The organism is Marinobacterium aestuarii, from assembly GCF_001651805.1.
Taxonomy (GTDB): Bacteria; Pseudomonadota; Gammaproteobacteria; order Pseudomonadales; family Balneatricaceae; genus Marinobacterium_A; species Marinobacterium_A aestuarii.
This window is the reverse complement of the sequence record NZ_CP015839.1, coordinates 3,913,533-3,939,320: the sequence shown is the minus strand read 5'-3', so window position 1 is coordinate 3,939,320 and position 25,788 is coordinate 3,913,533. Positions and strand designations below refer to the sequence as shown.

The 25,788-nt window shown below is 58.6% G+C and carries 18 protein-coding genes; 11 read left to right on the top strand and 7 right to left on the bottom strand.

Annotated elements, in window-relative coordinates; genetic code table 11:
* The first annotated feature begins 266 nt into the window (after nt 1-266).
* Together A8C75_RS17130 and A8C75_RS17125 are read left to right on the top strand one after the other, a co-directional pair.
* On the top strand, nt 267-1,745 hold the full coding sequence (locus tag A8C75_RS17130) for a SulP family inorganic anion transporter (protein WP_067385229.1): 1,479 nt from the start codon (nt 267-269) through the stop codon (nt 1,743-1,745).
* 248 nt (nt 1,746-1,993) lie between these two features.
* On the top strand, nt 1,994-2,845 hold the full coding sequence (locus A8C75_RS17125; protein ID WP_067385227.1) for a universal stress protein: 852 nt from the start codon (nt 1,994-1,996) through the stop codon (nt 2,843-2,845).
* 127 nt (nt 2,846-2,972) lie between these two features.
* Here A8C75_RS17125 and pdxR read toward each other — a convergent pair whose 3' ends face one another.
* A complete protein-coding gene (pdxR, locus tag A8C75_RS17120) occupies nt 2,973-4,448 on the bottom strand; it encodes a MocR-like pyridoxine biosynthesis transcription factor PdxR (protein WP_067387474.1) in 1,476 nt (491 codons plus the stop codon).
* A 424-nt stretch (nt 4,449-4,872) separates the two neighbouring features.
* Here pdxR and A8C75_RS17115 point away from each other — a divergent pair, with 424 nt between their 5' ends.
* Nucleotides 4,873-6,510 (top strand): GMC family oxidoreductase, encoded by a 1,638-nt coding sequence (locus tag A8C75_RS17115; protein ID WP_067385224.1) that lies wholly within the window; start codon nt 4,873-4,875, stop codon nt 6,508-6,510.
* A 146-nt stretch (nt 6,511-6,656) separates the two neighbouring features.
* Here the strand turns inward: A8C75_RS17115 and A8C75_RS17110 are convergent, their stop codons facing one another.
* On the bottom strand, nt 6,657-7,460 hold the full coding sequence (locus A8C75_RS17110) for an IclR family transcriptional regulator (RefSeq protein WP_067385221.1): 804 nt from the start codon (nt 7,458-7,460) through the stop codon (nt 6,657-6,659).
* 395 nt (nt 7,461-7,855) lie between these two features.
* Between A8C75_RS17110 and A8C75_RS17105 the strand changes: the two genes are divergently transcribed.
* The 3 genes from A8C75_RS17105 to A8C75_RS17095 all read left to right on the top strand — a co-directional run bounded on the left by A8C75_RS17105 (nt 7,856) and on the right by A8C75_RS17095 (nt 11,117).
* Nucleotides 7,856-9,103: a TRAP transporter substrate-binding protein gene (locus tag A8C75_RS17105; RefSeq protein ID WP_067385218.1), complete on the top strand. Its 1,248-nt coding sequence runs from the start codon at nt 7,856-7,858 to the stop codon at nt 9,101-9,103.
* Nucleotides 9,104-9,216: 113 nt separating this feature from the next.
* Nucleotides 9,217-9,834: a TRAP transporter small permease gene (locus A8C75_RS17100; RefSeq protein ID WP_227819955.1), complete on the top strand. Its 618-nt coding sequence runs from the start codon at nt 9,217-9,219 to the stop codon at nt 9,832-9,834.
* Nucleotides 9,835-9,845: 11 nt separating this feature from the next.
* On the top strand, nt 9,846-11,117 hold the full coding sequence (locus A8C75_RS17095) for a TRAP transporter large permease (protein WP_067385215.1): 1,272 nt from the start codon (nt 9,846-9,848) through the stop codon (nt 11,115-11,117).
* 292 nt (nt 11,118-11,409) lie between these two features.
* On the opposite strand, the gene A8C75_RS17090 is transcribed toward A8C75_RS17095, so the two are convergent.
* The 3 genes from A8C75_RS17090 to A8C75_RS17080 all read right to left on the bottom strand — a co-directional run bounded on the left by A8C75_RS17090 (nt 11,410) and on the right by A8C75_RS17080 (nt 16,164).
* Nucleotides 11,410-12,585: a vWA domain-containing protein gene (locus A8C75_RS17090; RefSeq protein WP_067385212.1), complete on the bottom strand. Its 1,176-nt coding sequence runs from the start codon at nt 12,583-12,585 to the stop codon at nt 11,410-11,412.
* On the bottom strand, nt 12,585-13,430 hold the full coding sequence (locus A8C75_RS17085) for an AAA family ATPase (RefSeq protein WP_067385210.1): 846 nt from the start codon (nt 13,428-13,430) through the stop codon (nt 12,585-12,587). Before A8C75_RS17085 ends, A8C75_RS17090 begins: the two co-directional genes overlap by 1 nt.
* A 220-nt stretch (nt 13,431-13,650) precedes the next feature.
* Nucleotides 13,651-16,164, bottom strand: coding sequence for a CoA transferase (locus A8C75_RS17080; RefSeq protein ID WP_067385207.1), 2,514 nt, complete (start codon nt 16,162-16,164; stop codon nt 13,651-13,653).
* Nucleotides 16,165-16,849: 685 nt separating this feature from the next.
* Between A8C75_RS17080 and A8C75_RS17075 the strand changes: the two genes are divergently transcribed.
* From A8C75_RS17075 to gcvA, 4 genes are all read left to right on the top strand, one after another.
* Nucleotides 16,850-18,469 (top strand): BCCT family transporter, encoded by a 1,620-nt coding sequence (locus A8C75_RS17075; RefSeq protein WP_067385204.1) that lies wholly within the window; start codon nt 16,850-16,852, stop codon nt 18,467-18,469.
* Between the two features lie 101 nt (nt 18,470-18,570).
* On the top strand, nt 18,571-19,728 hold the full coding sequence (locus tag A8C75_RS17070; protein WP_067385202.1) for an iron-containing alcohol dehydrogenase: 1,158 nt from the start codon (nt 18,571-18,573) through the stop codon (nt 19,726-19,728).
* 82 nt (nt 19,729-19,810) lie between these two features.
* A complete protein-coding gene (locus A8C75_RS17065) occupies nt 19,811-21,301 on the top strand; it encodes a CoA-acylating methylmalonate-semialdehyde dehydrogenase (RefSeq protein ID WP_067385199.1) in 1,491 nt (496 codons plus the stop codon).
* A 284-nt stretch (nt 21,302-21,585) separates the two neighbouring features.
* Nucleotides 21,586-22,494, top strand: a complete 909-nt coding sequence (gene gcvA, locus A8C75_RS17060; protein WP_067385196.1) for a transcriptional regulator GcvA — start codon at nt 21,586-21,588, stop codon at nt 22,492-22,494.
* 37 nt (nt 22,495-22,531) lie between these two features.
* Here gcvA and A8C75_RS17055 read toward each other — a convergent pair whose 3' ends face one another.
* The gene (locus tag A8C75_RS17055; protein WP_157890319.1) at nt 22,532-23,071 is read right to left on the bottom strand and encodes an SPOR domain-containing protein; all 540 of its coding nucleotides are present in this window, start codon (nt 23,069-23,071) and stop codon (nt 22,532-22,534) included.
* Between the two features lie 426 nt (nt 23,072-23,497).
* Complete coding sequence (locus tag A8C75_RS17050) at nt 23,498-24,088, bottom strand: cysteine dioxygenase family protein (RefSeq protein ID WP_067385189.1); 591 nt, start codon at nt 24,086-24,088, stop codon at nt 23,498-23,500.
* A 250-nt stretch (nt 24,089-24,338) separates the two neighbouring features.
* Between A8C75_RS17050 and A8C75_RS17045 the strand changes: the two genes are divergently transcribed.
* The gene (locus A8C75_RS17045; RefSeq protein WP_067385185.1) at nt 24,339-25,781 is read left to right on the top strand and encodes a tetratricopeptide repeat protein; all 1,443 of its coding nucleotides are present in this window, start codon (nt 24,339-24,341) and stop codon (nt 25,779-25,781) included.
* The last annotated feature ends 7 nt before the right edge of the window (nt 25,782-25,788 follow it).

Below are 25,788 nucleotides of genomic sequence, written 5' to 3'. Positions count from 1 at the left end.
TTGGGTATTGCAGCTTAAACGTCGCGGCTGTGGCCGACTTGACGCTTCAGGCACAAGCCGGTAACGTAGCCGCGCTTTGTGCACATGCAAAAAAAACGGTTGCTCTGGCCGCGCTGTGTCGGCACTTTTTCTGCGTTTTACAGCTGGTTCTGCGCGAACCACAGACCGCGAAGGTCGCAGGCTCAGCCGGCACCTTTCGCACCTCTTCTATTCCCGGTGACAGCATGGCGGTGCTGTTCCAAGCTTGATGACCTGACGGATAACGGATGATTAACTCTTTGCAACGGCACTGGTTCTCCAACACGCGTGGCGATCTGCTGGCGGGCGCTGTGGTAGCGCTGGCCCTGATCCCCGAGGCGATCGCTTTTTCGATCATCGCCGGTGTAGATCCCAAGGTGGGTCTGTACGCGTCCTTCTGTATTGCGGTGGTGATTGCCTTTGTGGGCGGCCGTCCCGGCATGATCTCGGCGGCGACCGGTGCCATGGCGCTGCTGATGGTGACTCTGGTACGTGATCACGGGCTTGAGTATCTGCTGGCCGCCTCCTTGCTGACCGGGGTGCTGCAGATCGGGGCCGGTTATCTGAAGCTCGGCAGTCTGATGCGCTTTGTGTCCCGCTCGGTGGTCACAGGGTTCGTCAATGCATTGGCAATTCTGATCTTTATGGCGCAGTTGCCCGAGCTGATCGATGTGACCTGGCATGTCTATGCCATGACTGCAGGGGGGCTTGGCATTATCTATCTGTTTCCCTACGTGACCCGTGCGGTGCCGTCACCGCTGGTGTGCATCCTGGCGCTGACTGGCCTGTCGATGTATCTGGGGCTGGATATCCGTACCGTCGGTGATATGGGCGAGCTGCCCGATACTCTGCCGATCTTCCTCTGGCCGGATGTGCCGCTGAACTTTGAAACCCTGCAGATCATCTTCCCCTACGCCGCCGCCATGGCCGTGGTGGGTCTGCTGGAATCCATGATGACCGCCACCATCGTTGATGACCTGACCGATACCTCCAGTGACAAGAACCGCGAGTGCAAGGGGCAGGGCGTGTCCAATATTGCCTCCAGTCTGCTCGGTGGCATGGCGGGCTGCGCCATGATCGGCCAGTCGGTGATCAACGTGAAATCCGGTGGCCGCACCCGCCTGTCGACCCTGACCGCGGGTCTGTTGCTGCTTGTCATGGTGGTCTTCCTCGATGAGTGGGTAGCACAGATTCCGATGGCGGCTCTGGTGGCGGTGATGATCATGGTCTCCATCGGTACCTTCAGCTGGGATTCGATCCGCAATCTCAAGCAGCACCCGCTGTCGACCAACATCGTCATGATCGCGACCGTGGTGGTGGTGGTGTTTACCCACAACCTGGCCTACGGCGTTTTCGTTGGTGTGTTGCTGGCCGCCATGTTCTTCGCCAGCAAGGTCGGGCACTACATGCGGGTGGATACCCATGTGGATGAAACCCAGTCGCTGCGTGAATACCGTGTCTCGGGGCAGGTGTTCTTCGTCTCGGCGGACAAATTCATCGCTGCGTTCGATTTCAAGGAAGTGCTCGACAAGGTGGTGATCGATGTCACCCATGCGCATTTCTGGGATATCACCGCCGTCTCGTCCCTCGACAAGGTGGTCGTCAAGTTCCGCCGCGAAGGTACCGAGGTGGAAGTCTGTGGTCTGAATGAAGCCAGCCGGACCATCGTTGACCGCTTTGGCCAGTACGACAAGCCTGGCAATGTGGATGAACTCATCGGGCACTGATGCCCTCGGTTGCAGGCTGATTTAACAGCGTAACAACTTGACCCTGGGGGCTTTTCTGCTCGCACAGGCATGCTATGGTTGAACTCTGCGGTGTGCCACAGGCAGGGCGACCGCGGGCAGATTATTAGCCCGGCGGGTTAATGGGTGATGCAGAGATGCTTCATTCTGGGTTCTTTCTCTGGAACCAGGGCCCAATGCGAACGCCAGGTTAAGAGCCCCGTCCAATGCTGTACAGGGAGTGACCATGTATGAATAAAGTATTTGCCTGTATCGGTGCCATGCAGTCTGCGGCGGCGGTGTGCGACAGCGCCAGCTGGGCCAGTCGACGTCTGGAGGCGCCGCTGGTGCTACTGCATGTACTGGACCGTCCTGACAAGGCGGCTGAAGTGGATCTCAGCGGCAATATTGGTCTGGGCAGTCGCGAGCACCTGCTCGAAGAGCTGGCCTCACTGGATGAAAAGCGTGGTCGCCTGGCGATCGAAGCCGGCAAGGCCATGCTGGATGCCGCCGCAGAGCGGACCCGTAACAGCGGCGTTGAGGCGCCCGCCCTGATGCAACGCCACGGTGACCTGGCCGAAAGTCTGGGTGAGCTCGAAGCGGACATCCGCCTGCTGGTACTCGGTCTGCACAGTACCCACAGTCATAGCCCCGGCATGCCGGTAGGGAGTCATGTCGAGAGTGTGATTCGCACCATGCACAGACCGATTCTGGCCATTCCCGGCGAATTTTCCGAACCCAAAAGCTTTATGCTCGCCTTTGATGGCAGTGCCACCACCCTCAAGGGCGTCGAGATGCTGGCGGCCAGTCCGCTGTTTCGGGGACTACCCTGTCATCTGGTGATGGTGGGGGCGGACACGGCGGAACATCGTCTGGCGCTGGATGGTGCGCGCAGCACGCTGGAAAAGGCTAACTTTGCGGTGACTGCAGTATTGAAAAGCGGTGATGTCGAGCCGGTACTGCACGCCTATCAGGCCGACAACAACATCGATCTGATCGTGATGGGGGCCTACGGTCATTCGCGTATTCGCCAGCTATTGGTGGGCAGTACGACCCGCAACATGCTTAACAATACCCGCAGCCCGCTACTGTTGCTGCGCTAAGCCTTAACGGACGCAGCGCTTTGGCGCTGCGTTGCTGTTTTATTCCCGCTTCAATTCTTTCGCCTTTCGCCCGTCTCTCGTTCTCTCTTTTTTATTTTCCCCTTTCTCCTTTCCCCTTGCTCCCGCCTTAATCTGCAGCGCTCATGTCCTGAATCAGTTGCGCCAGAATGCGGATGCCGGGCTCGATGGCCTCGGGGGCTATGGCGGAAAAGCCCAGCTTGATGCAGTTCTGCGGCAGGTCGTCGGCGTAGTGATAGCTGTCGCCGGAAATGATCAGAATGCCTTTTTGCGCGGCGACTCGCTTGAGCTCGGCGGCATTGATCCCGCCAGGCAGAGTGCACCAGAACGAAGATCCGCCCGAGGGCAGAATATAGCTGCCGGGCAGGTAGGTGTTCAGCGCCTGGGCCATGATCTCACTGCGCTGGTGGAATTTTCGGGCGAGCTTTCGCAGCAGAGCATCGTGATAGCCCTGGGCCAGAAAGAGCGCCACGGCGCGCTGATTGTTCAGTGGTGGGTGGCGCAGCATCAGCTGGCGCAGGTTGCGGGCTTCCTGTATCAGGGCCTTGGGGCCGACCATGAATCCCATGCGCAGTCCCGGTGCCAGGGTCTTGGAGAGGCTGCCGATATAAAGTACCCGGTCGTGCTTATCGAGGCTTTTCAGCGCCGGTGTCGGGTTGGATTCAAAATTGATCTCCATTTCGTAGTCATCTTCCACCACGATGAAGTCGTGTTGCAGTGCCTTGTCGAGCAGGGTGCGCCGCCGTTCCAGTGGCATGGTAACGGTGGTGGGGCATTGATAGCTCGGCGTGATGTAGAGGGCATCGCAGCTGTCCAGCTGCTCGTCAACGACCAGGCCGTTTTCATCCACTGCGAGACTTTTCACCCGGGCGCCAAAGAGCGCGCCTATGTGCCCGGCACTGGTATAGCCCGGGTCTTCGATACCGAAGCAGGTACTGTCGTCCAGCAGCAGCTGGGCCAGCAGGTAGAGCGCCTGTTGGGAACCGATGGTGACCAGTATTTCGTCCTTCTCGGCCTGGATGCCACGGCTCGGCAATATGCGCTTTTGCAGCTGTTCGATCAGCATGGGGTCATCGCTGTCATAGCGATCCGATGACCAGTCGCGAATCGCCTGCACGCTGACGGCATCGCGCCAGCACTTGCGCCAGTTGTCGATCGGGAACAGGGCTGAGTCCAGCTGACCGTAAATAAAGGGGTAGGGGTGGGAGTGCCAGGCATGGGCCAGGCTTGGGTTTGCCTGTACTGCAGGTTTGACCTTGAACCGCTTTGACCAGTCGACCTTGTCGCAGCTGTCGCTTTGGGGCGCGTTTTTGCTGTCCTTTTCCAGCTTGCCGGCGACAAACTGCGGATTGACGAAATAGCCGCTGCGCTCCTTGGATGTCAGGTAGCCGTCGGTGGCCAGCTCATCGTATACCAGCACTATGGTGTTGCGTGCGACATTGAGTGTTTTGGCCAGGCTGCGGCTTGAGGGCAGTGGCTCATCCAGCGGCAGGTAGCCCCCCAGAATGGCGGTGACCAGCTGCTCGCGGATCTGTTTTTGCAGCGTGGCGTTGTTGTTTCTGTCCAGGTGAAAGAGTGCTGACATGTGCATACCCGCCATTATTTTTAGTGATTATATACGCCTGGCTGTGCTGACTGCTGCCAGGCGTCTTGCGGAGGGTTAATCCGAAAAGTCGCCAGGGGTCCTGGGCTCTGGGCTCTGCGGCGAGCCCGTCTGCGACCCAGGTCTATATCCGTCCTATAACTGGGTTACCGGATACTTAACCCATACTAAGCCAATAAATTACATAAATCATTAATTATGAGACTCTAAATTTCACTTTTTAATAAAAGTGTTGATTTGTTTCTTTGTGGAAACGATACTCCAGTTATCGAAACGGGTAATCAGTGATCATTTTTTGTCAGTTTGATGCCTGCTCAGATTCAGGATTCTCACCCAACAGGTCGCGGAAATACGCGTGTTGGCTGGGTAAGTTGTTGATTAAAAATAAAAATGGATGGTATGACTGATGTCTCTAGATTCTGCCTATGACTACATTGTGATCGGCGCAGGCTCCGCCGGCTGTGTAATGGCAAGCCGTCTGTCGGAAAACCCTGAACATTCTGTACTGCTGATCGAAGCGGGGGGGCGGGATACGAATCCCTGGATTCATGTGCCGATCGGCTACTTCAAGACCATGCATAATCCCAAAACCGACTGGTGCTACATGACCGAGCCAGACCCAGGCCTCAATGGCCGCCAGTTGCAGTGGCCGCGGGGCAAGGTGTTGGGAGGCTCCAGTTCGCTCAATGGCCTGCTGTATATTCGCGGTCAGAAAGAGGATTACGATGACTGGGCGGCGCAGGGTAATGAGGGTTGGTCTTACAAGGAGGTGCTGCCTTATTTCATCAAGTCCGAAGATCAGGAGCGCGGTGCCGATGCTTATCATGGCGTGGGCGGTCCGCTGTCGGTATCCAATATCCGCGTAAAGCGTGAAATTTGTGACAAGTTTATCGATGCCGCCCAGCAGGTGGGTATTCCGCGCAACGATGACTGCAATGGTGAAACTCAGGAAGGTGTGGGTTACTTCCAGTTGACCATCAAGCGCACCGGTACCCGCTGCAGCACGGCGGTGGGCTTTCTGCGCCCGGCGCTGAAACGTCCGAACCTGCATGCGGTGACCCGGGCGCTGGTGCACCGCATCGAATTTGAAGGCAATCGGGTGGTGGGCGTAACGGTGACCATCAAGGGGCAGATGCACAGTATTCGCTGCCGGCGGGAAGTAGTGCTGTCGGCCGGTGCGATCAACTCGCCGCAGACGCTGATGCTTTCAGGCGTTGGCGACAAGGGTGAGCTGGCAAGGCACAAGATTCCGCTGGTCAAGCATCTGCCGGGCGTGGGCCGCAACCTGCAGGACCATTTGCAGATCCGTACCATCTACAAGGTCAACAAGCCCATTACCCTGAACGATGAGGTTAATAACCCGCTGCGCAAGGTGATGATGGGGCTCGAGTACGCCATGTTCCGTACCGGCCCGCTGACCATGGCGGCCAGTCAGGTGTATATCTTTACCAAAACCCCGCTAAGCCCGCAAAGACCCGATATTCAGTACCATCTGCAGCCGCTGAGTGCCGACAAGCCGGCCGATGGTACGCACCGCTTCTCGGCCTTTACGGCTTCTGTGTGCCAGTTGCGCCCGACCAGTACTGGTCATATTGCGCTCAAGAGCACGAACCCGGCGGACTACCCGGCGATTCATCCGAATTACCTGGCCACCGAAGAAGATCAGCGGACGGCCATAGAGTCGATAAAGATCACGCGCCAGATCATTAATGCGCCGGCGCTGGCACCGCTTATCAAGGAAGAGCACGAGCCCGGCATGCAGCATCAGACCGATGCCGAGCTGCTGGAGTACGCCCGTAACCGTGCCACGACCATTTACCATCCCACGGGTACCTGCAAAATGGGTCACGACGATATGGCGGTGGTGGATGCGCGCTTGCGGGTGCATGGCATTGAGGGGCTGCGGGTGGTGGATGCGTCCATTATGCCGACTATCGTCTCCGGCAATACCAATGCCCCCACCATCATGATCGCCGAGAAGGCGGCGGACATGATGAAAGCGGATGCCATGGCGGCAGTTACGCTGTCGGCGTCAATGGGGTAGGGGATTGCTGGCACTGGTATTAGCGGGCCTGCATGCGGCTATGCAGGCTGGTGCAAGCCTGCCACTAAGGGTCAGTTACAGCCTTTAGCGAGAGATCTGCGGTATTGCCACGGCTGGAAACAGCCGTGGCTTTTTTATGGCTGCTCTCAGTCGGTGTCTGTGGCGCGCTCGTTTTGCTCTTCGTCCATCAGCAGTGCCAGTTCGGCGGCGGCCTCACGGATCGCGGGCACGTGTTCCTGTGCTTGGGCAAGGGAGAGGCGCGCCGTGGGGGCGTGCATCGCCAGCGCGGCGTAGAGGCGGCCTTCGCTGTCCCGGATGGGCACGGCCACCGCGATCATGCCCTGCAGAAACTCCTCGTTATCAAGACCGACGCCGTTTTGGCGGATCTGGCGCAACTCCGGTTTCAGGGCTTCGGCGGAGGTCAGGGTGTTGGGGGTGTGGCTGTCCAGCGGCAGGCGTGCCAGCAGGCGGGAACGTTTGATGCTCGACAGCTCGCTGAGAAACAGTTTGCCACTGGCGGTGCAGTGCAGCGGTACCCGGTCGTTGATCTGCAACTGAACCCGCAACGGCCAGTGAGTTTCAACGCGGTCGAAGTAAATCATTTCGCCGCCGCTGGGGATGGATATGTTGCAGGTTTCGCCGAGCTTCTCCGACAGGCGCTGCAGGATCACATGGCGCTGTGTGCGCAGGAAGTCGTTGTTGCTGAGGACGCCCAGGGCAATCTTGTTCAGCTTGGGGCCTGGCAGCAGACCGCGGCCATCCAGACGCGGCTGCAGAAAGCCGGCCTCTTCCAGTTGGCTGCACAGGCGGTGGATGGTGGGCTTGGGCAGCTTGAGGGAGCGGTTGATCTCCGCTGGCGTCATCGGCTGTGGTGTGTTGGAGACAATCTCCAGAATGTTCAGTGCGCGCAGGATGGATGACCCTGTGTCCTTGCTGGTTGAATCGGGCATGCTTTCGATCCTGTGCCTGGTTGCAGTGTTAGGCGACATCATAGGCCGAAGAAAGTCTCAATAATATTGTTAATTGATACTATTTTTTGCACTGCCCCAAGTGTGCCCGGTTGGCGAATCTTCTCTGTACTCAGATTCTTTATTGCAAATCACTGATTATGCGGCGATATGCCGGGAATGTGGGGGTAGTGACGTGCCTCAGTCGAGGTTCTTTGATGAAATAAAGCATCTGGCTCGGTTCAAGGCAGTAATAAAAATAACAAAAATTATATATATCGAGACTAATCTTATCAAAAAGTATTGCTTGTAATGGTATTTTGTGGTCTATTGGGTGCATGGTCAAAGGCTGACCAGTGCAATCCGGAAACTAAAAAATATAATTCAGGATGTCTATCATGGCGAAAGCAAACCCCTTCTCAGACAAGAAGCCCGACAGCGTCTCGCGTCGGGATTTTTTCCGTGTGGCGGCGACCTATGGCATGAGTTCCACCATGCTGGCGGCCACCGCGCTGGGCAGTTTCACCCTGCCGCAACTGGCGCAGGCTGCAGAGTCCACTGCCAACCGCCGTAATAAAAAAGAGGCCAAACATACCCTGAAGTTCGGTGCGTCTGGGTTTAACGAGAATAACCTGCTGATCGAGCGTGCCGGTTGTTTGGATTTTGCCCGCGATATAGAAGACCGTACCGATGGCGAGATTCGAGTCGAATTTATCGGCGATAACCAAATTTGTGGCCAGCTGGACTGTGTCAAGAAGACCCAGCAGGGCATCATCGAGATGTTTACGGCGTCTACCCAGAACTCTGCCGGTGCCGCTCCCTATTTGAATGTGCTCGATTACGCCTATATGTTCCCGACACGGGCTTCGCAGTACCACTTCCTTTACCATCCCGACAGCCAGCGCCTGCTACGTGACCCGCTAAAGAAAAAGCATGGGCTGCAGTTCCTGTTTTCTCATTGTGAGCTGCGTGGTTTGCAGATGGGACTGGGCTGGAAAGACAGGCCTCTGATTACCGATATCGATGTGTTAAAAGGTACTAAGAACCGTGTTACGGGTACCCAGCTTGGTCGTATCGCCATGCAGTTGCTGGAACTCAATCCGGTGCCTATCGCCTGGTCTGAAACCCTGGATGGCCTCAAGTCGGGGCTGATCGATGGTGCCGAGACTTGGGCGGGTGCGGTGGGTTACGCCAACATGTCACCGGTAATCTCTCAGTCGGTCGACCTGCGCCTCTTCTGTGGCACCGAAGCCACCATGATGGATGCCAAGGTCTTCGATAGTATGAGTCCGGCGCTGCAGGAAGCGGTGATGGAGTCTGCTTATCTGACCCAGGTTAAAATCCAGGCGGCCCAGGAGGCGGCACTGGTGAATACCGTGGGTGCAACGGTACCGTCGCTGCCGGGTACTCTGTTCGCCCAGCACGGCGTGCGTGTTGCGCCCCTGTCGGATGAAGTGCGTGCTAAAGCCGAACGTATCTGTGCGCCTGAATTCAACCCTGAGCCCTGGGTGGAATGGCGCGAACGTCTCGACAAGTGGGCTGGTGGTATCGATACCTATACCGAGATCCACAAGATCGCTCGTGAAATTCCTCTGGACACACTTGCCGAGAATGTCGAGCCCCGTCGCTGGTGGAAAAACGCCTAACCCCTTTTGTCTTACTCCTTTTAGGTGACTAAAGATGCCGGTTTATCTGAGGGTAACCGGCGTTATGTTCGCGGGCCTATGTTCGCTGGTATAGAGTTAAAGGTGGTTGGGTTATGGCGACGTTAGAGTCGAATGCAAAACAGGGCGCTATCTCGCCAGACAGCGGGAAGACCCTATCGGGTGAAGCCAAAGGGAGGGTGCATATGAAAGTGGGCAAGGCACTTTACTGGGCTTTTCAAAATATCGAGAGATTTTTAATCATAGTCTCCTACGGGTCAATGACAGGTATTATCTTTGTCGAGGTCATCCGGCGATTTTTGTTTAATGAGCAATCGGCCTGGAGCACTACGATACCGATCTATCTGTTCCTGTGGCTTGCTTGGATGGGGGCCTCCTACAATACGCTGAAACGCTCCCACCTGCGCTTTACCGAGATGCGAGAACGGCTGTCTTATGGCGCCCAGTTCGGATGTCTCATTCTGGATGCCGTGCTCTGGTTCGTTATGGGAGCTGTGGTGATCTTTTTCTCTGTTGAACAGGTCTATATCGCTTACGATAACTTCTCGATTGTCCAGGGCACCGATAATGTGATGCAGTGGTGGTTCTATCTCGCCACGCCGTGCGCGTGGGCGCTACTGTTGGTGCGCGTCACCCAGAATCTGGTGAGTGACTACCATGACTTTAAAGCGGGCCGGCCTTTAGCTGTGCAAGCCGCCACCTTTGGTGATTGAGGAGCTCGGTAATGGACGGATTATGGATTGGTTTGATCAGTTTGGGCATCACCGGTTTTTTTCTGCTTGGTGTGCCTATCTTCCTGGTGATCTCCTTTTGGGTGATCGGTGTCAGCTTGGTGATCGACTTCACCCTGGCCAATGTCGGTGTGACCCTCTATGAGGGGCTGAACTTCTATGGGCTGCTGGCGTTACCTTTGTTTATCCTCACCGGAGACCTGATAAACGCAGCCGGTATCGCCAAGCGTTTGTCCGACTTTGCTTACGCCTGTCTAGGCTTTATGCGTGGGGGATTGGGGATGGCGGCTCTGGGTGCCTGCGGCATGTTTGCGGCGATCTCGGGATCAAATTCTGCCACCACCGCAACCATAGGCAGCATCATGCACCCTGAGATGAAGAAGGGTAATTACAACGAAGAGTTTGCCGCAGCTACGGTGGCCGCCGGTGGCGTTGTGGGGATTATTATTCCCCCCAGTATTATCTTTATCGTTTACGGCTTTATGATGAATCTGCCGATTGGCGAGCTCTTTATGGCGGGCATGATCCCTGGTGCGCTGATGGTTTTCGCTATGATGGTCACCTGTTATTTTGTGTCCTGGCGCAATGGATGGGGGGATCTCATTAAGTTCAGTCCCAAACGTATCGTCAAGACCGGCGCCAAGGCGTGGCTTGGGTTTATGGCGATGGGGATTGTGCTGCTTGGTCTCTATACCGGCTCTTTTTCGCCGACCGAAGCGGCAGGGGTCACCACCGGCTTCTGTCTGATTGCCGGGTTGTTGGTTACACGGAAGTTCGGTATCAAAGACTTGCCGAAAATCATGATGCGCTCGGGCCAAATTACCGGTATGTTGGCGCCCTTGATCGCGGTCTCGGTGGTCATGCAGCAGGTGCTGTCACTGCTGGGAGCCAAAGCCTTTTTGACTGAAGTGATTACTTCATTTGGCGGCTTTTATCCCATATTGTTTGCCTGTATGGCAATAGTCTTTCTGGTCGGGGCGGTACTCGAGAGTCTGCCCGTCACGGTGATACTGGCGCCCATATTGGCGCCCATAGCGGCCTCGATCGGTGTTGATCCGATCCAGTTTGCAGTGATCTTCCTGGTGGGTGCTTCCATTGGCTTCATTACACCGCCCTATGGTTTGAATCTTTACGTGGCCAGTGGCATGACCGGTATTCCCTATTTGCGAATAGTGAAACATGTGGTGCCCTATCTCATTGCGCTTGTTTTGACCTGGTTCGCCATTGCGTTAATTCCTGGGATCTCTCTCTGGATCCTTTCGTAAATCCGGCCGCAATCCCCTCTTCCTGACGAAGAGGGGATCTAAGCGTTGCACACTTGAGGTATTACGTTGAGGCGCTGATGCAGGCGTAACAATGCCGGACCGGTCTGGTGCGCGAGATGTATGGCGTCCATTGCCTGACAGGAATGCATAAAAAATCCGGAACCCTTGATGTGGGTTCCGGATTTTTTTGTCTGACCAGCAAGCGAAAGGGCTTAACCGCTTGGCATCAGGCGTCAAGACCCTATTTTTGCCTGTGTCGGGAGCTACCGCCTTGCGGTAGCTCGCCCTAAGGTCAGCGCGACAGCGCCTTGATACCGCGCTCCAGCCCCTCCAGTGTCAGCGGGTACATCCGGCCGCCGAACTGCTGGTGAATCATCTGGGTTGAGCGGGTGTAGTTCCAGCTGGACTCCTGCATGGGGTTAAGCCAGATGCATTTTTCCCAGGTGTCCAGCACCCGCTGCAGCCAGGTCTGGCCGGCTTCCTCGTTCATGTGCTCGACGCTGCCAAAACGCTCGCCCAGTTCGTAGGGCGACATGGCGGCATCGCCGACAAAGATCACCCTATAGTCCCGTCCGTAGGTGTGCAGCAGGTCGAGGGTGGGGATGCGCTGCTCGAAACGACGGCGGTTGTCGCGCCAGACGCCTTCGTACAGGCAGTTGTGAAAGTAGAAAGACTCCAGGTGCTTGAACTCGCTGCGTGCAGCGGAAAACAGTTCTTCACAGGTGCGTATAAAGGGGTCCATCGAGCCGCCCACATCCAGAAACAGCAGTACCTTGGCGGCATTGTGCCGTTCGGGCACCATTTTCAGGTCCAGCAAGCCTGCGTTGCGGGCGGTGCAGCGAATGGTGTCGTCGAGATCGAGCTGGTCGGCGGCGCCGGTGCGGGCAAATTTGCGCAGTTTGCGCAGCGCCACCTTGATATTGCGGGTGCCAAGTTCGAGGCTGTCATCCAGATTGCGAAACTGGCGCTTTTCCCACACTTTCACTGCACGCTTGTGACGCCCGGGGCCACCGATGCGAATCCCTTCGGGGTTATAGCCGCCGTGGCCAAAGGGGGAAGTGCCGCCGGTGCCGACCCACTTGCTGCCGCCGGCGTGGCGTTCGCCCTGTTCTTCGAGGCGCTGGCGCAGGGTGTCGAGCAGTTTATCCAGCCCGCCGAGCGCTTCGATCTGGGCCTTGTCGGCGTCGGACAGCTGGCGCAGAAAGTCGGCCTGCAGCCAGTGCTCGGGAATCAGCGCATCACGCAGGTCTTCAGCGCCGGGCAGGCCACCGAAATAGGCGGCAAAGGCACGGTCGAAGCGATCGTAGTATTTTTCATCCTTCACCAGGCAGGCGCGGGCCAGCAGGTAAAAGTGATCTATATCACAGCAGGCCAGGCGGGCATCCAGCGCCGCGAGCAGGTCGAGCAGCTCGCGCAGGCTGACCGGTATCTGGGCCTGGCGCAGGCGGGTAAAAAAGTCGATCAGCATCAGCGTGAACCGCGGCGTGCCATAAAGGCCAGGCGTTGCAGCATGTGCACATCCTGTTCGTTTTTCAGCAGGGCGCCGTAGAGGGGCGGCATGGCGCTGGAAGGGTCCTGTTCGGCCAGGGTTTTGGCATCGATGCGATCGGCCAGCAGCAGCTTGAGCCAGTCGATCAGCTCGGAGGTGGACGGTTTCTTCTTCAGGTTGGGCACCTCACGCAACGCAAAGAAGATTTCCAGCGCTTCCCTGACCAGGTGCTGTTCGATGTCGGGGTAGTGCACGGCAACGATTTTTTGCAGGGTATCGCGATCGGGAAAGGCGATGTAATGGAAAAAGCAGCGGCGCAAAAAGGCGTCCGGCAATTCTTTCTCGTTGTTGCTGGTAATGATCACTACCGGGCGTTTGACGGCCTGAATACGCTGGCCGGTTTCGTAGACATCGAACTCCATCTTGTCGAGCTCGGTCAGCAGGTCATTGGGAAACTCAATATCGGCCTTGTCGATTTCATCGATCAGCAGCACGCATTTCTGTTCGGCCTCAAAGGCCTGCCAGAGCGTGCCCTTACGAATGTAGTTGCCGATATCATGCACCCGCGCATCACCCAGCTGTGAGTCCCGCAGACGGGATACGGCGTCGTACTCGTAGAGTCCCTGCTGTGCCTTGGTGGTGGACTTGACGTGCCACCGCAGCAGCGGCATCCCCAGCGCACTGGCGACCTCTTCGGCCAGCAGTGTCTTGCCGGTGCCGGGTTCCCCCTTGATCAGCAGCGGGCGCTGCAGCGTGATCGCCGCGTTGACCGCCATCTGCAAATCCTGGGTGGCGACATAGCGTTCGGTACCTTCGAATTTCATTCTGCATCCTCGGTGGTGCTCGTGATCAAGACTCCCGAGTCTAGCAAAGGAGGTTCATGGGTCGGAATAACGAGAGTGGCCAAGTCCTTGACTCAAGGGGCCAATAACAGCGGAAAACCAGGCGCTTCCCGGGAGACATGCGGTGTGTGCCCGGCACCGCAATGGCGGCTATTGGGGAGGATGCCCCGGCGGCCTGTGTGCGCCGGGGCCTTTTGCGAGTTTAGCTTGGCAGGTACTCACTGGCCCAGCCGAGGCTGGCGATATTGCGCTCGAGCATCGACTCGATTTCGCCTGCGCTGTAGCCGGCAGCGGCCAGCACTTCACGGGTGGAGTGGCCCCAGCGCTCCGGCAGGCTGGCGGCCTTGATGCTGGCCTCGCTGGGGCGAATCGCCAGGTGGTCGATCTGGGTCAGGCAGTGGCCACTGGGGTGGTCGCGGTGGATCGAGAAGGCGAAGCTGCCCTTGTCGATGCCCACGCTGCCATCACCGTCACGGCTGTATTGCTCGCGCAGGGATTCAATGGACTGCGGAACGGCAGCGGCGATGTCGGCCGCCTGCAGCATGTCCGCCCAGTAGGCGGCGGGTGCGGCTTGCAGTGCCGTGCGCAGGAATTCGCCAATGTCATCCGCGCGGCTGATGCCGCTCAGGCCCTCGATCTGCTCCAGTTGTGCCAGCTCTGATGCGTTGGCGTCCAGGTAGATCCAGCCATCGGCGGCCCGGTAGAAGTGCGACAGGGCGTTATGCCCCAGCACGTCGCGACCAGAGGGCTCATTAAAGGGCGCACGCCCCTTGTAGTCGAAGGCGAACGACAGCTGCGCCAGATTGGTGATGGCCGACAGCGAAGTACGTGAGCGGGTCGGCTGGCCGGTTCTGAGCTTGTGGTAGATCGATACCGCCATGCCCAGGCCCGCGGCGAAGCCGCAGTTGACGTCCAGGGTGCCGAGGTGGGCGTGCTCTTCCGGCGTCTGGGGGCCCCCGAAACGGCTCATGATACCGCTGTGCGCCTGGATGATGTCATCGTAGCCGATGTAGTTGCTCTTGGGCCCGGGCAGCGGGCCGCCGAGGCAGTCCAGACGGCAGAAGAGTACGCCGGGGTTCACCGCCTGCAGGCTGTCGTTATCCAGCCCCAGGGCCTTGAGCTGACGTTCCGGCGCATTGATCACCACCATGTCGACCGAGCGCACCAGGCGGTTGAACACCTCGCGGCCTTCGTCATTCATGATATCGACCAGCGCGCTTTGCTTGCCCATGCCGGTCTGGAAGGTGAACAGGGTGCCGATCAGCGGGTCGTACAGCGGCTTGACCGGGTCGAGCTTGATCACTTTGGCGCCAAAGCGGGCCAGGAAGGCGGTGGAGTGGGGACCGGCGATGACGTTGGTCAGGTCGAGCACGCGGAAACCGTCGAGCCAGCCGGCGTTGGAGGCGGGGGCGATGGCGCTGCCGACCGGGCGGGTCAGGGTTTCTGCACTCGCCACTTCGCGCAGCTCGGTCAGGGCCTGCTCGAAGCTGACATTCCTGCGTGGACGCGGCTTAACCATCCGGGCGGCGCTTTCTTCCAGCCAGGCGAAGGGGCCAGGTTGCTTCATCAGACCGTATTCGGGATCCATGACCTCGACAATCAGGCCGGCGGCGTTGGTGTGTTCGTGGTTGACCCACTCCTGAGTCGTGCGGTGGGGTGCACCGGGAATCTGACCTTCGCCGAAGATCTGTCCCCATTCCTCCGAGGTTTTGGTCAGGAAGGCCTGCTTCATTTTGACGGAAATAATATAGGCCCATTTCTTGGGCAGCGGGTAAACGCCGATGGAGGTTTCGCCGTCCCACTGGCTGATCGGGGCATGCAGATCCTGCACTTCCGGCAGGCCTTCGGCCACCAGCTCGTCATAGATACCCAGCACCGTCAGGGCGCGCTTGGCATGGTTGCGGTGCGACGGGCAGACGCAGTAGAACATGCGCCCGTCGGCGCACAGGTAGGTGCGGTAGAAGGGGTCCAGGTATTCCTGCAGGTCGTCGTAGCTCAGGTCCATCGGGATGTTGTTGGCCTTGCGGTGCTCGATTTCCAGCTCACGCATGGTCTTGTAGCGCTCGGGCAGGCCTTCGATCACGTAGGAGTTGTACGACAGGCCCTCCATCAGGGCGGAGATGACCGGTACTTCGATAGCATCGCCACGGCCGCTGCGCTCGCGCGCCTGCAGCGCCAGGACAACGGAGGCGGCCGCCAGCGTTGTGGCATAGGCGGATCCCAGTGGCAGCGGTGAGAAGCTCGGGTTCAGGCCCAGCAGCACGCGGTTAAAACCCATATCGGTAAAGGCGCCTGCGGTGGCGGCAACCACGGTCTCGCTGGCTTTCCATTCGCGGCGCAACGTATCGTTGCTGGCAAAACCGGGTACCGACAGGGTGATTAGTTCCGGCCGTGCTTCGCGCAGCTGGGCAAAGTCGACCCCCAAGCGCTGCATGACGCCGGGCCTGAAACTCTCGATGACGATATCGGCCTGTGCAATCAGCGCCAGTGCCTGTTCCAGTCCGCTGTCGGTTTTCAGATCCAGCTGCAGGCAGCTCTTGTTACGGTTCAGCACGGCATTGGCCGGATGATCCCACTGGGGCCCGCCGGGAGGGTCTATATGCACAACAGTGGCGCCCAGATCTCCCAGTGTCATGGCAACTGCGGGGCCTGCGATCTGCTGGCCGAAATCAATGACACGAACACCCGCCAGTGGCAGTTGATTATTATTGTGCATGTCTATTCATCCTTAGCGAGAGGAAATTACCTGGCTTTTTTCTGGGCCGGTATTCGGGTTTAGGTAAATTGGTTTTTAATATTCTAAAAGCATCTGGCTGGAACTCAGTCAGACGCAATATTTAGATTAAATAGATGCTGTCTTGCTACGATCCGAATACTAAAAATCTGCAGCCCCGATCACCAGCAATAAAAAAAGGCCCTGAGGCCTCATTTTTTTTATATGTGTTTCTGAGCGTTCGCTCCGGTACTTGCGCGTGCAGGATATCCGTTCGATACAAGTGGGGTAGCCTGTATGTGGGCGTCTCAGGCGACTGTGGCTCACCAGGTCTGCCATAAATTTTTTGAGGTCTCAGGGTGTTTTTATATTGCTTTTAAAAATCAGGCCGAATCCTGACAATGGCCCTCGTGTCGGTGATGGCTGCTCGCTCTGGGTATTTAATCTGTTGCAGTTAATGCTTTTCGATAAGGTTTTCGGGTAGTAAAACTGTAACTATTTTTATGCGTAAGGTGGGTTGTCGTATTAATCAAACCTGATTCGGGCACCTAAGTTCGGATTAAATAATAAAGAAGACCTTCACCATGAATAATAAATACAACGACGACATGCCGCCAGGGCATGGCGCGGTTTATAACGGCCAGGTTTCCGACTTCGCGGTCTCTGGCCGCTTGCGCAGGGGTGTCTTATGAGCAGCGTAGATTCTGCAATCCCGCATAGCAGAGCGCCGGCGGCGGGTCATCCGGTCATGGTGGTGGGCGCCGCCGTACTGGTGCTGGCCTTTGTCCTGTTTACGGTCATGAATGCTGAATACGCGGCAGCTCTGTTCAACGGTGCCAAAAGCTTTATCGCCTCTGATCTGGCTTGGTACTACATCGGCGTTGTGAGTTTCTGTCTGTTTCTCTCCGTCTGGCTCATTTTCAGCCGTTACGGTGATATCCGCCTGGGCAAGGACAGCGACAGGCCGGAATTCAGCAACTTTTCCTGGTTTTCCATGCTGTTTGGCGCAGGTATTGGTATTGGCATCCTGTTCTGGAGCATTGCCGAACCTATCTATCACCTGCAGGGCACGCCCTTTATCACCGAGGCGCAGCAGGGCACGGTCGCAGGCGCCCAGGTGGCGATGCGCGTATCCATCTTCCACTGGGGTCTGCATGGCTGGGGACTCTTTGCCGTTACCGGCCTGGCACTGGCCTACTTTGCCTACCGCAAGGGGTTGCCACTGTCGATTCGCTCCAGCCTTTATCCGATCTTTGGCGAAAAGATCTATGGCCCCATTGGTCACGCGGCGGATCTGCTGGCGGTATTCGGCACTGTCTTTGGCATAGCCACATCCCTGGGGCTCGGCGCCCAGCAGATGAACGCAGGCCTGGCGCAGCTGCTGGATATAGAAGTGTCGATCAGCAATCAGGTGATTCTGATTGCGGTGATTTCGGTGATCGCCACGGCCTCGGTGCTGTCGGGCATCAACAAGGGCATTCGCATTCTCAGTGAGTGGAACATGCATCTGACGGTGCTGATTCTGGGCTGCTTTCTCGTCTTTGGGCCTAGCGCCTACCTGCTGGGCGCCTTCGTCACCAATATGGGCGATTACCTGGTGCACGCTGTTGAGCTTGGTTTCTGGGTGGATCCCGATCCCAAGGGGCAGTGGCAGGGCTGGTGGACCATTTTTTACTGGGGCTGGTGGATCGCCTGGGCACCTTTTTGCGGCATCTTCATTGCCCGTATCTCCAAGGGACGCACGCTGCGTGAGTTCGTACTGGGTGTGCTGGTTGCGCCCCCTGTACTGGCGGGGTTCTGGATCACGGTGTTCGGCAATACCGCCATGTATATCGAGCTTTTCGGTGACGGCGGCCTGGTTGCCGCAGTGAATGAAGATGTGACCAGTTCACTGTTCAAAACCATGGAGCTGATGCATATGGGCTCCCTGGTGACGCTGCTGATGACCATCATCTGTGTGGTGATGCTGGTGACCTACTTTGTGACCTCGGCCGATTCCGCCACCCTGGTGGTCTGCACTCTGGTGTGCATGGGGAATGACAACCCGCCGGCCCGTTACCGGGTGTTCTGGGGGCTGGCGATAGGCGCAGTGGCGGCCGTGTTGCTGTTCGCAGGCGGGCTCCAGGCGTTGCAAACCGCCTCCATAGTCGCGGCCTTGCCTTTCTCGGTGGTGCTGTTGCTGGCCATCTACGGTCTGCTCAAGTCGCTGCGTGAAGAGAAGGCCGCGGCATCCATTGCCAGGCACAGCGCGCTGCACCGCAGGGTAGAACTGCCTGGCAGTGAAGAGCCCGCTGCCACTGTGCGCTGAGTACTAAAGCAGCATCCTGTTAACCCTTCGCAAGGCCACGACACCGCAGCGTTCGCGCTGCGGGGCCTTGCGACGCCCTGATCCTAGAATTTGGAGTCGCCATGTCTACTCAAATCATACTGCCGCGCATCCTGCAGGTCGGCGCCGGCGCCAGCGAAGAGATCCCCAACATCCTCACCAGCCTGACCTGTTCCAGGCCCCTGATTGTAACGGACAAGATGATGGTGGAGCTGGGCTATGCCAGCCGCATCCAGAGCAGCCTCAGTGCCCACGGTATCTATGCCGATGTATTCGACAATACGGTACCCGAACCCACGGTTGCCTCCATTCAAGCCGGCGTCGAGCAGGCCCGCAACGGCGACTATGACTGCATCGTCGCCCTGGGCGGCGGTAGCCCCATCGACAGCGCCAAGGCCATTGCGATACTGGCCAAACACGGCGGCCAGATGCGTGACTACAAGTTCCCGCGCATAGTGCTGGAAGCCGGACTGCCCATTATCGCCGTGCCGACAACCGCGGGCACCGGCTCTGAAGTCACCCGCGTCACCATCATTACCGATGAAACCAGCGACGAGAAAATGCTCTGCGTCGGTATCGGCTTTATGCCGCTGGCGGCGCTGATCGATTACAACCTGACCCTGAGCGTACCGCCGCGCACCACGGCGGATACCGGTATTGATGCGCTTACCCATGCCATTGAAGCCTATGTCAGCAAGAAGGCCAGCCTGTACTCCGATAGCCAGGCCCTGGCAGCCATGAGCCTGCTGGCCCCCAATCTGCGTCGGGCCTATCACAATGGCGCCGACCGCGAAGCGCGCGAGGCCATGATGCTGGGTTCGACCCTGGCCGGGGTGGCATTCTCCAATGCCTCGGTGGCGCTGGTGCACGGCATGAGCCGACCCATAGGCGCTGCCTTTCATGTACCCCACGGGTTATCGAACGCCATGCTGCTGCCCTGCGTCACGGCCTGGTCGATTCCGGCCGCGCCCGAACGCTATGCCGATTGCGCCAGGGCCATGGGCATTGCTACGGGGCAGGACAGCGATGCCCAGGCCAATCAGAAACTGCTGGATGAGCTGCATGCCCTGAATGACGAGCTGCAGGTGCCAAGTCCGGCGCAGTTTGGTATCGATCGGCAGGCCTTCTTCGATCTGCTGCCGGTGATGGCCGAGCAGGCGCTGGCGTCCGGTTCGCCGGGCAACAACCCGCGGGTGCCGAATGCGGCTGAAATTACCGAGCTGTACCAGCAGCTCTGGTAAGCCCGCCGAATAATCCAATTCAAATAACGACATCCGTTGCGCGCCCCTGGGCGCCGCGGGCTTAACCTTGAGGGCAGGAACCATGCAAACACTGGGACATTTTATCAACGGCCAGATGCTGGCAGACGATACACGCCGCCAGGCCATCTTCAATCCGGCGACAGGCGAGGCCAGCCGTGAGCTGGTACTGGCATCGCGGGAAACCGTGGAGCAGGCCATAGCCGCGGCCGAGGCGGCCTTTCCGGCATGGCGTGATACGCCGCCGCTCAAGCGAGCGCGCGTCATGTTCCGCTTCAAGGAGTTGCTGGAGCAGAACGCCGACAAGATCGCGGCCCTGATCGGTGAAGAACACGGCAAGATCAGCCACGATGCCCTGGGCGAGCTGCAGCGTGGCATCGAGAATGTTGAATATGCCTGTGGCGCACCGGAGCTGCTCAAGGGTGAGCACAGCAAGAACGTAGGCCCCAATATCGATTCATGGAGCGAGTTCCAGCCGCTGGGTGTGGTGGCCGGCATTACGCCGTTCAACTTCCCGGTGATGGTGCCACTGTGGATGATGCCCATGGCGCTGGTATGCGGGAACTGCTTCGTACTCAAGCCGTCGGAACGCGATCCGTCCTCGACCCTTTACATTGCCCAGCTGCTGCAGGAAGCCGGTTTGCCGGATGGCGTGCTGAACCTGGTCAACGGTGACAAGGAAGCGGTGGATACGCTGCTGACGGATAGCCGGGTCAAGGCGGTGAGCTTTGTCGGTTCAACGCCCATCGCCGAGTACATCTATGCCACGGCTACGGCCAATGGCAAGCGCTGCCAGGCACTGGGCGGCGCCAAAAACCACGCCATCGTTATGCCCGATGCCGATATGGATAATGCCGTGAATCAGCTTCTGGGTGCGGCCTTTGGTTCCTCCGGCGAGCGTTGCATGGCGCTGTCGGTGGCGGTCGCCGTGGGTGATGCCGCAGCCGATAGTCTGATTGAAAAAATGACGGCGGCCATGGCGGGGCTCAAGGTCGGGGCCTGCAACGACAGCAGCAATGATTTCGGCCCGGTGATTACCCGCCTGCACCAGGAGAAGGTCGTCGGTTATATCAACAGCGCCGAAGCCCAGGGGGCCAAAATCGTTGTGGATGGGCGTGATGTCACAGTGCCGGGTTACGAGAATGGCTTCTTTGTCGGCGGCACCCTGATCGATCAGGTGACGCCGGAAATGCAGAGCTATCAGGAGGAAATCTTCGGTCCGGTACTGCAGGTGATGCGCGTTAACAGCATGCAGGAAGCCATGGATCTGATTAATGCCCATGAATACGGCAACGGCACCTGCATCTTTACCCGAGACGGCGAGGCGGCGCGCTACTTCAGCGATAATATTCAGGTGGGGATGGTGGGTATCAATGTGCCACTGCCGGTGCCCGTGGCCTACCATAGCTTTGGCGGCTGGAAACGCTCCCTGTTTGGTGATCTGCACGCTTATGGCCCGGATGCCGTGCGCTTTTACACCAAGCGCAAGACTATCACCCAGCGCTGGCCATCCGCCGGTGTACGCGAAGGGGCGCAGTTCGCGTTTCCGTCCTGAGGTGAAATAGAAAGCGGCGCCGCCGGTGGCGCTTTTACACCAGGCGCAAGACCATGCTGTTAAGCCACGCGCTGGCCGTCGGCCGGTGTGCGTGAAGGTGCGCGTTTCGCGTTTCCATCCTGGTAGCTCAGTCGCAGGCTCTGTTGTGAGGGCCTGCGACTCCCGCTATTTTGATCGCTACGGCGGGTCGTGATCCGCGTTTTCGATGTCGCCTCGGTGGTGGTATTTGTGCCACTGATCAGTGACACTCTGGCGCAAAACACCTATTGCTCTGTGAGCCGTTTATGAACAAAAAACGATTGCCACCGCTGAACTGGCTGAGATCTTTCGAGGCCTCGGCCCGTCACCTCAGTTTCACCCTGGCGGCGGCCGAATTGAACCTCACCCAGGCGGCCATCAGCCAGCAGGTCAAGGGACTTGAAGGCCAGCTGGGCATGGCGCTGTTCAAGCGTTTGCCGCGCGGGCTTGAGTTAACCGACTCCGGCCGCGCTTATCTGCCGCCGGTGCGGGACTCCATCGAGCGTCTGGCCGCCGTGACCGATGAAATTTTCGGCCAGGGGCGCGCCAAGTCACTCACCATCAAGGTTAACCTGGTTTTTTTTACCCTCTGGCTGGCGCCAAGGCTGGAGCGTTTTCGCGCCTTGCACCCCGAGGTCGGGCTGCGTTTCAGCAGTAATATCTGGGTCGACGAAACCAAGTGGGATGCGGATCTGGAGATCCGTTATGGCGAAGGGGTATGGCCGGGCCTTAGCGCCGACCGCCTGACCTGGGATGAACTGGTGCCGGTCTGCAGTCCGCAGCTGCTGGATGCCAAGGCGCCGCCGCTGTCACCGCTGGATCTGTCCGAACAGACGCTGCTGCACGTTATTGGCTACAAGGAGGGCTGGAGCTACTGGCTGAACCAGACCGGTTTCGGGCAGGCGGATACCGCCCCGGGGATTCAGTTCGATACGCTGATTTCCGCCCTGGAAATGGCCACGCGCGGCCATGGTATCGCCCTGGGGCGCAGCTCCCTGGTGGCGGATATGATCGAGAGCGGCCGCCTGATTGCCCCTTTCCCGCAGCGGATTGCAACCCAGGAGGCCTTCCACCTGACCTATCCGTCGCACCAGTATCTGCACCCCCACGCCGAGGCCTTTCGCAGCTGGATCGTGAGCGAGGCGCAGCAGACCGGAACCGCGCTCGCGGGTTGACTGGATCAAGCTTCAGGGCTCGAGGCGAGCCGTCAGGCTATTGTGCGTCACTTTTGCCTGGGTCTTTGGCAACCCAGAAGCCGGAAAGCTGCAGCTCCTTTTGCAGCCGCAGGGCTTCCTCTTCGGCGGCTTTGCGGTCCGGCAGGCCGGTGATGCGCACTCGATAGAGTGTTTTGCCTTTCAGGTTAACAGACTCAGTGGTCGCGCTCTGGCCTAGCGCCACCAGTTTGCTTTGCATTTGCTGCGCAGATGTCTGCTGGGAAAAGGAGGCAATATTGATAAGCCACTTGTCCTGCACCGCCTGCGCGGGGGCCATTATATGTTCGCTGGCGGCAACCACAGCTGTTTCCGGCTGCGCCACTTCTACCTTTGCATCGACCGCCTTGGCTTCTGTCTGGGGTACTGGGCCAGCCCCACTGACGGCCGCGTCTGCATTTATGGAGGTGGCCTCCAGCTCCTTGCCTGCGTCTAACTGCGCCCGGAGTTCATCCAGTGCGGCTTGCAGCCCGTCAAGTCGGTCATTGACCTCGTTGATGGCCGCTATCTGGTTGCTGTTGTCGGCGGGCGCGGGTGGCACCGAAAGCAAAGCAATCCGTGCGTCAAGGCGCGCCTCCAGATCGCTGACGCGTGAGTCTGTCAGCAGAAAAAGCCCTACGGCTGTGATTACGAATGCTATCAAGACCGCGGAGAGGGTGTACTGATAGCGGGCTATCGCTGTTGCGGATACAGGGGGGGTGGCGCTTTGCGCATTGCTCCTGCGGCCGCTCCCTGCCCCAGACGCTGGTTCAAATTCATCAGCCTGCACGGTATCTATTCCCTTTATGCTTCATGGCGGTGTCTCTCTGATTTGTCAGTAACAATATATACAGAGCGGTCTGTTGCTGCATCGTTCAGCTGTGCCCCCGGAAATATTCAACAATGTGAGTCAGGTTGAGACAATGTCAGCACTGTTTCCTTAGTTTAAGGGTCCAGTTGATGTCTTTATTTGGCGGTGAACCTGCAACTATTCATCCGATCTATCCCACAGATTCATGACCTCGGCGTTGGCATAGCCGGAGATAAAGGGCTGCTGGGCGCTGCTGCTGGGATCGTAGAGGTTGCGGCGCTGGGCACCGATATTGGTGCCATAAACATGGATACTGACGGAGGGGGCATCACTCAGTCCGTTGGACACCCGGTGGATATCGCCGATGCGCGGAGATACCAGATCGATGCTGCCGGGATGCAGCTCGTGACTGCCCAGCGCCAGCAGCTTGCCGCTTTGCGGGTCGGGCGCGAACTCCTCGCAGCGTTCCAGCCCGCGCAGCACACCGACCATGCCCCAGACCTTGTGGTCGTGTATGGGCGTGCACTGGCCCGGGCCCCAGACAAAGCTGACCACCGAAAAGCGCTCCAGCGGATCGCAGTGCAGCAGAAACTGGCGATACTCGGTGAGTCCTGGCTGGCTATAGGCTTCCGGTAGCCAGTCGTCGTGGCGGATCAGGTCCGCGAGTAGCAGTTCACCGGCATCCAGCAGGTAGGCTTCATCGTCCGATTCGTTTACCAGCGCCGTGAAGGCCTGGACAAAATCACGCAGGCGGGCGGTGTTATGCATGGCGGTCTCCTGGAAGGTGGGCTTCTACTTAAAGCCTATCAGAAGGTAGCGCATTTGCGTCTTCGGCGAGAAACTGCGGTCAACGAACTGATATACAAAGACCTTTTTACAAGGTCTGAACGTTGTTTGAGTGCGCTCCTGCGTTTTTCACGAGTGATCTGAAGCCGCGTACAAATTAATTGCGCATTTAGCACATCCATTGCCGGGTTCTCTGCGTAGAAAAGAGAAACTCAAGGCAGTGGAGGTTTCCATGGGAAGCGTCGGCAAGCGGGTTTCCGTCTCGTTGTGGGCCCTGATACTGCTGTCCGGCTGTGACAGTGGCACCGATCTGTCTCGCTCTGCAGCCATCCCACCCCAGCCAGGCAGTGCCACGTCTGTGGCATCCTCTGCGACAGCGGCGACTGGCGTGACAGGTGGCCAGGGGCGCCGTCCGCTTGCCTGTGAACTGGTGCAGGCGCAGTTTGAGACCGATCGCGCCGTGCCGGATATCGGGCAGATGCAGCAGCAATTGCGCGGCGACGAGCTCAGCGATTCGCGCCGGCTGGAGCTGCTGGAGCGCCTGGGCTGGCGTCACCTGGCCCTGGCACGGGAAACCTTTGACGCCGGTTATCTGAAGCTGGCGGAGCAGGCCGGCAATTGCATGAACGCTCAGGCAGCGGGCAGCCCGGCTGCACAGCTGCTGCTCGCGCGCTCACTGCACCAGCAGCACCGCTTTGCCGAAGCCCAGGTTCTGGCGCGGGAGCTGGTGGCTTCGCGCGGCGGCTGGTTTGACTATGGCCTGCTGGGTGATCTGCAGCTGGAACAGGGCGATCTCGATGCCGCTGCCAGTGCCTACCAGCGCATGATGGATTTGCATCCAGGCCCCCAGGCCTACAGCCGCGCGGCTGAATTGCGCTGGCTCAGCGGGGATAGCGATGGCGCCATCGAGATGATGGCGCTCAGTGCCCGTTCTACCAGTGCGCGGGAGCCCGAAGCCAAGGCCTGGGCCCTGTCGCGCCTGGCAAGCTTCGTGTTTGCCCAGGGCGATGCCGAGACGGCGCTTACCCTGGCGCGGGCGGCGCTGAAAATCCGCCCGGACTATCCGCCTGCACTGCTGGTATCGGGCCGCCTCTGGCTGGCGCGGGGCGACTACGCCCAGGCGATTGACCAGCTAGAGCGGGCTGCCACACAGGCGCCGCAGCCCCTGTATCAGTGGCCCCTGCTGGAGGCGTTGCAGCAGACAGGCACAGATGAAGAACAGGCCGCGCTGCTGGCAGAGCTGGCACGGCGGGGCGCAGACGCCGACAGGCGCACCCATGCGCTCTATCTGGCGTCCACCTCGACCAGCACTGCGGCACTGACAAAGGCGCTGGTCCTGGCGCAGCAGGAATATGCAATCCGCCAGGACCCTCACACACTGGATACCCTGGCCCTGGCGCAATATCGCCAGGGTGATCTGGAGGCCGCCTGGAATCTGATATCGAGCGCACTTGAATCCGGCCTGCAGGATCCGCGCGTGCAGCTGCATGCTGGAGTTATCGCCGCTGCCCGCGGTGACTGCCAGCAGGCACAGAACTGGCTAAACATGGCCCGGCAGCCGTCTTATCGGCTCTTGCCATCCGAGCAACGCATGCTGGCGCAAGCCCGCTGTGGCGCAAGTGAACAGCAGCTTTCAAATGCTGTACCGAGCCGCAAGGCTCAGCTTCGCCCGTAAGGGCAAC

Coding starts and splice junctions, on each gene's coding strand:
- A8C75_RS17115 (WP_067385224.1), top strand. CDS start 4,873: ATGTCTCTAGATTCTGCCTATGACTACATTGTGATCGGCGCAGGCTCC.
- A8C75_RS17090 (WP_067385212.1), bottom strand. CDS start 12,585: ATGCTGATCGACTTTTTTACCCGCCTGCGCCAGGCCCAGATACCGGTC.
- A8C75_RS17085 (WP_067385210.1), bottom strand. CDS start 13,430: ATGAAATTCGAAGGTACCGAACGCTATGTCGCCACCCAGGATTTGCAG.
- A8C75_RS17100 (WP_227819955.1), top strand. CDS start 9,217: ATGGCGACGTTAGAGTCGAATGCAAAACAGGGCGCTATCTCGCCAGAC.
- A8C75_RS17105 (WP_067385218.1), top strand. CDS start 7,856: ATGGCGAAAGCAAACCCCTTCTCAGACAAGAAGCCCGACAGCGTCTCG.
- pdxR (WP_067387474.1), bottom strand. CDS start 4,448: ATGTCAGCACTCTTTCACCTGGACAGAAACAACAACGCCACGCTGCAA.
- A8C75_RS17050 (WP_067385189.1), bottom strand. CDS start 24,088: ATGCATAACACCGCCCGCCTGCGTGATTTTGTCCAGGCCTTCACGGCG.
- A8C75_RS17070 (WP_067385202.1), top strand. CDS start 18,571: ATGTCTACTCAAATCATACTGCCGCGCATCCTGCAGGTCGGCGCCGGC.
- A8C75_RS17095 (WP_067385215.1), top strand. CDS start 9,846: ATGGACGGATTATGGATTGGTTTGATCAGTTTGGGCATCACCGGTTTT.
- gcvA (WP_067385196.1), top strand. CDS start 21,586: ATGAACAAAAAACGATTGCCACCGCTGAACTGGCTGAGATCTTTCGAG.
- A8C75_RS17080 (WP_067385207.1), bottom strand. CDS start 16,164: ATGCACAATAATAATCAACTGCCACTGGCGGGTGTTCGTGTCATTGAT.
- A8C75_RS17130 (WP_067385229.1), top strand. CDS start 267: ATGATTAACTCTTTGCAACGGCACTGGTTCTCCAACACGCGTGGCGAT.
- A8C75_RS17125 (WP_067385227.1), top strand. CDS start 1,994: ATGAATAAAGTATTTGCCTGTATCGGTGCCATGCAGTCTGCGGCGGCG.
- A8C75_RS17045 (WP_067385185.1), top strand. CDS start 24,339: ATGGGAAGCGTCGGCAAGCGGGTTTCCGTCTCGTTGTGGGCCCTGATA.
- A8C75_RS17075 (WP_067385204.1), top strand. CDS start 16,850: ATGAGCAGCGTAGATTCTGCAATCCCGCATAGCAGAGCGCCGGCGGCG.
- A8C75_RS17110 (WP_067385221.1), bottom strand. CDS start 7,460: ATGCCCGATTCAACCAGCAAGGACACAGGGTCATCCATCCTGCGCGCA.
- A8C75_RS17065 (WP_067385199.1), top strand. CDS start 19,811: ATGCAAACACTGGGACATTTTATCAACGGCCAGATGCTGGCAGACGAT.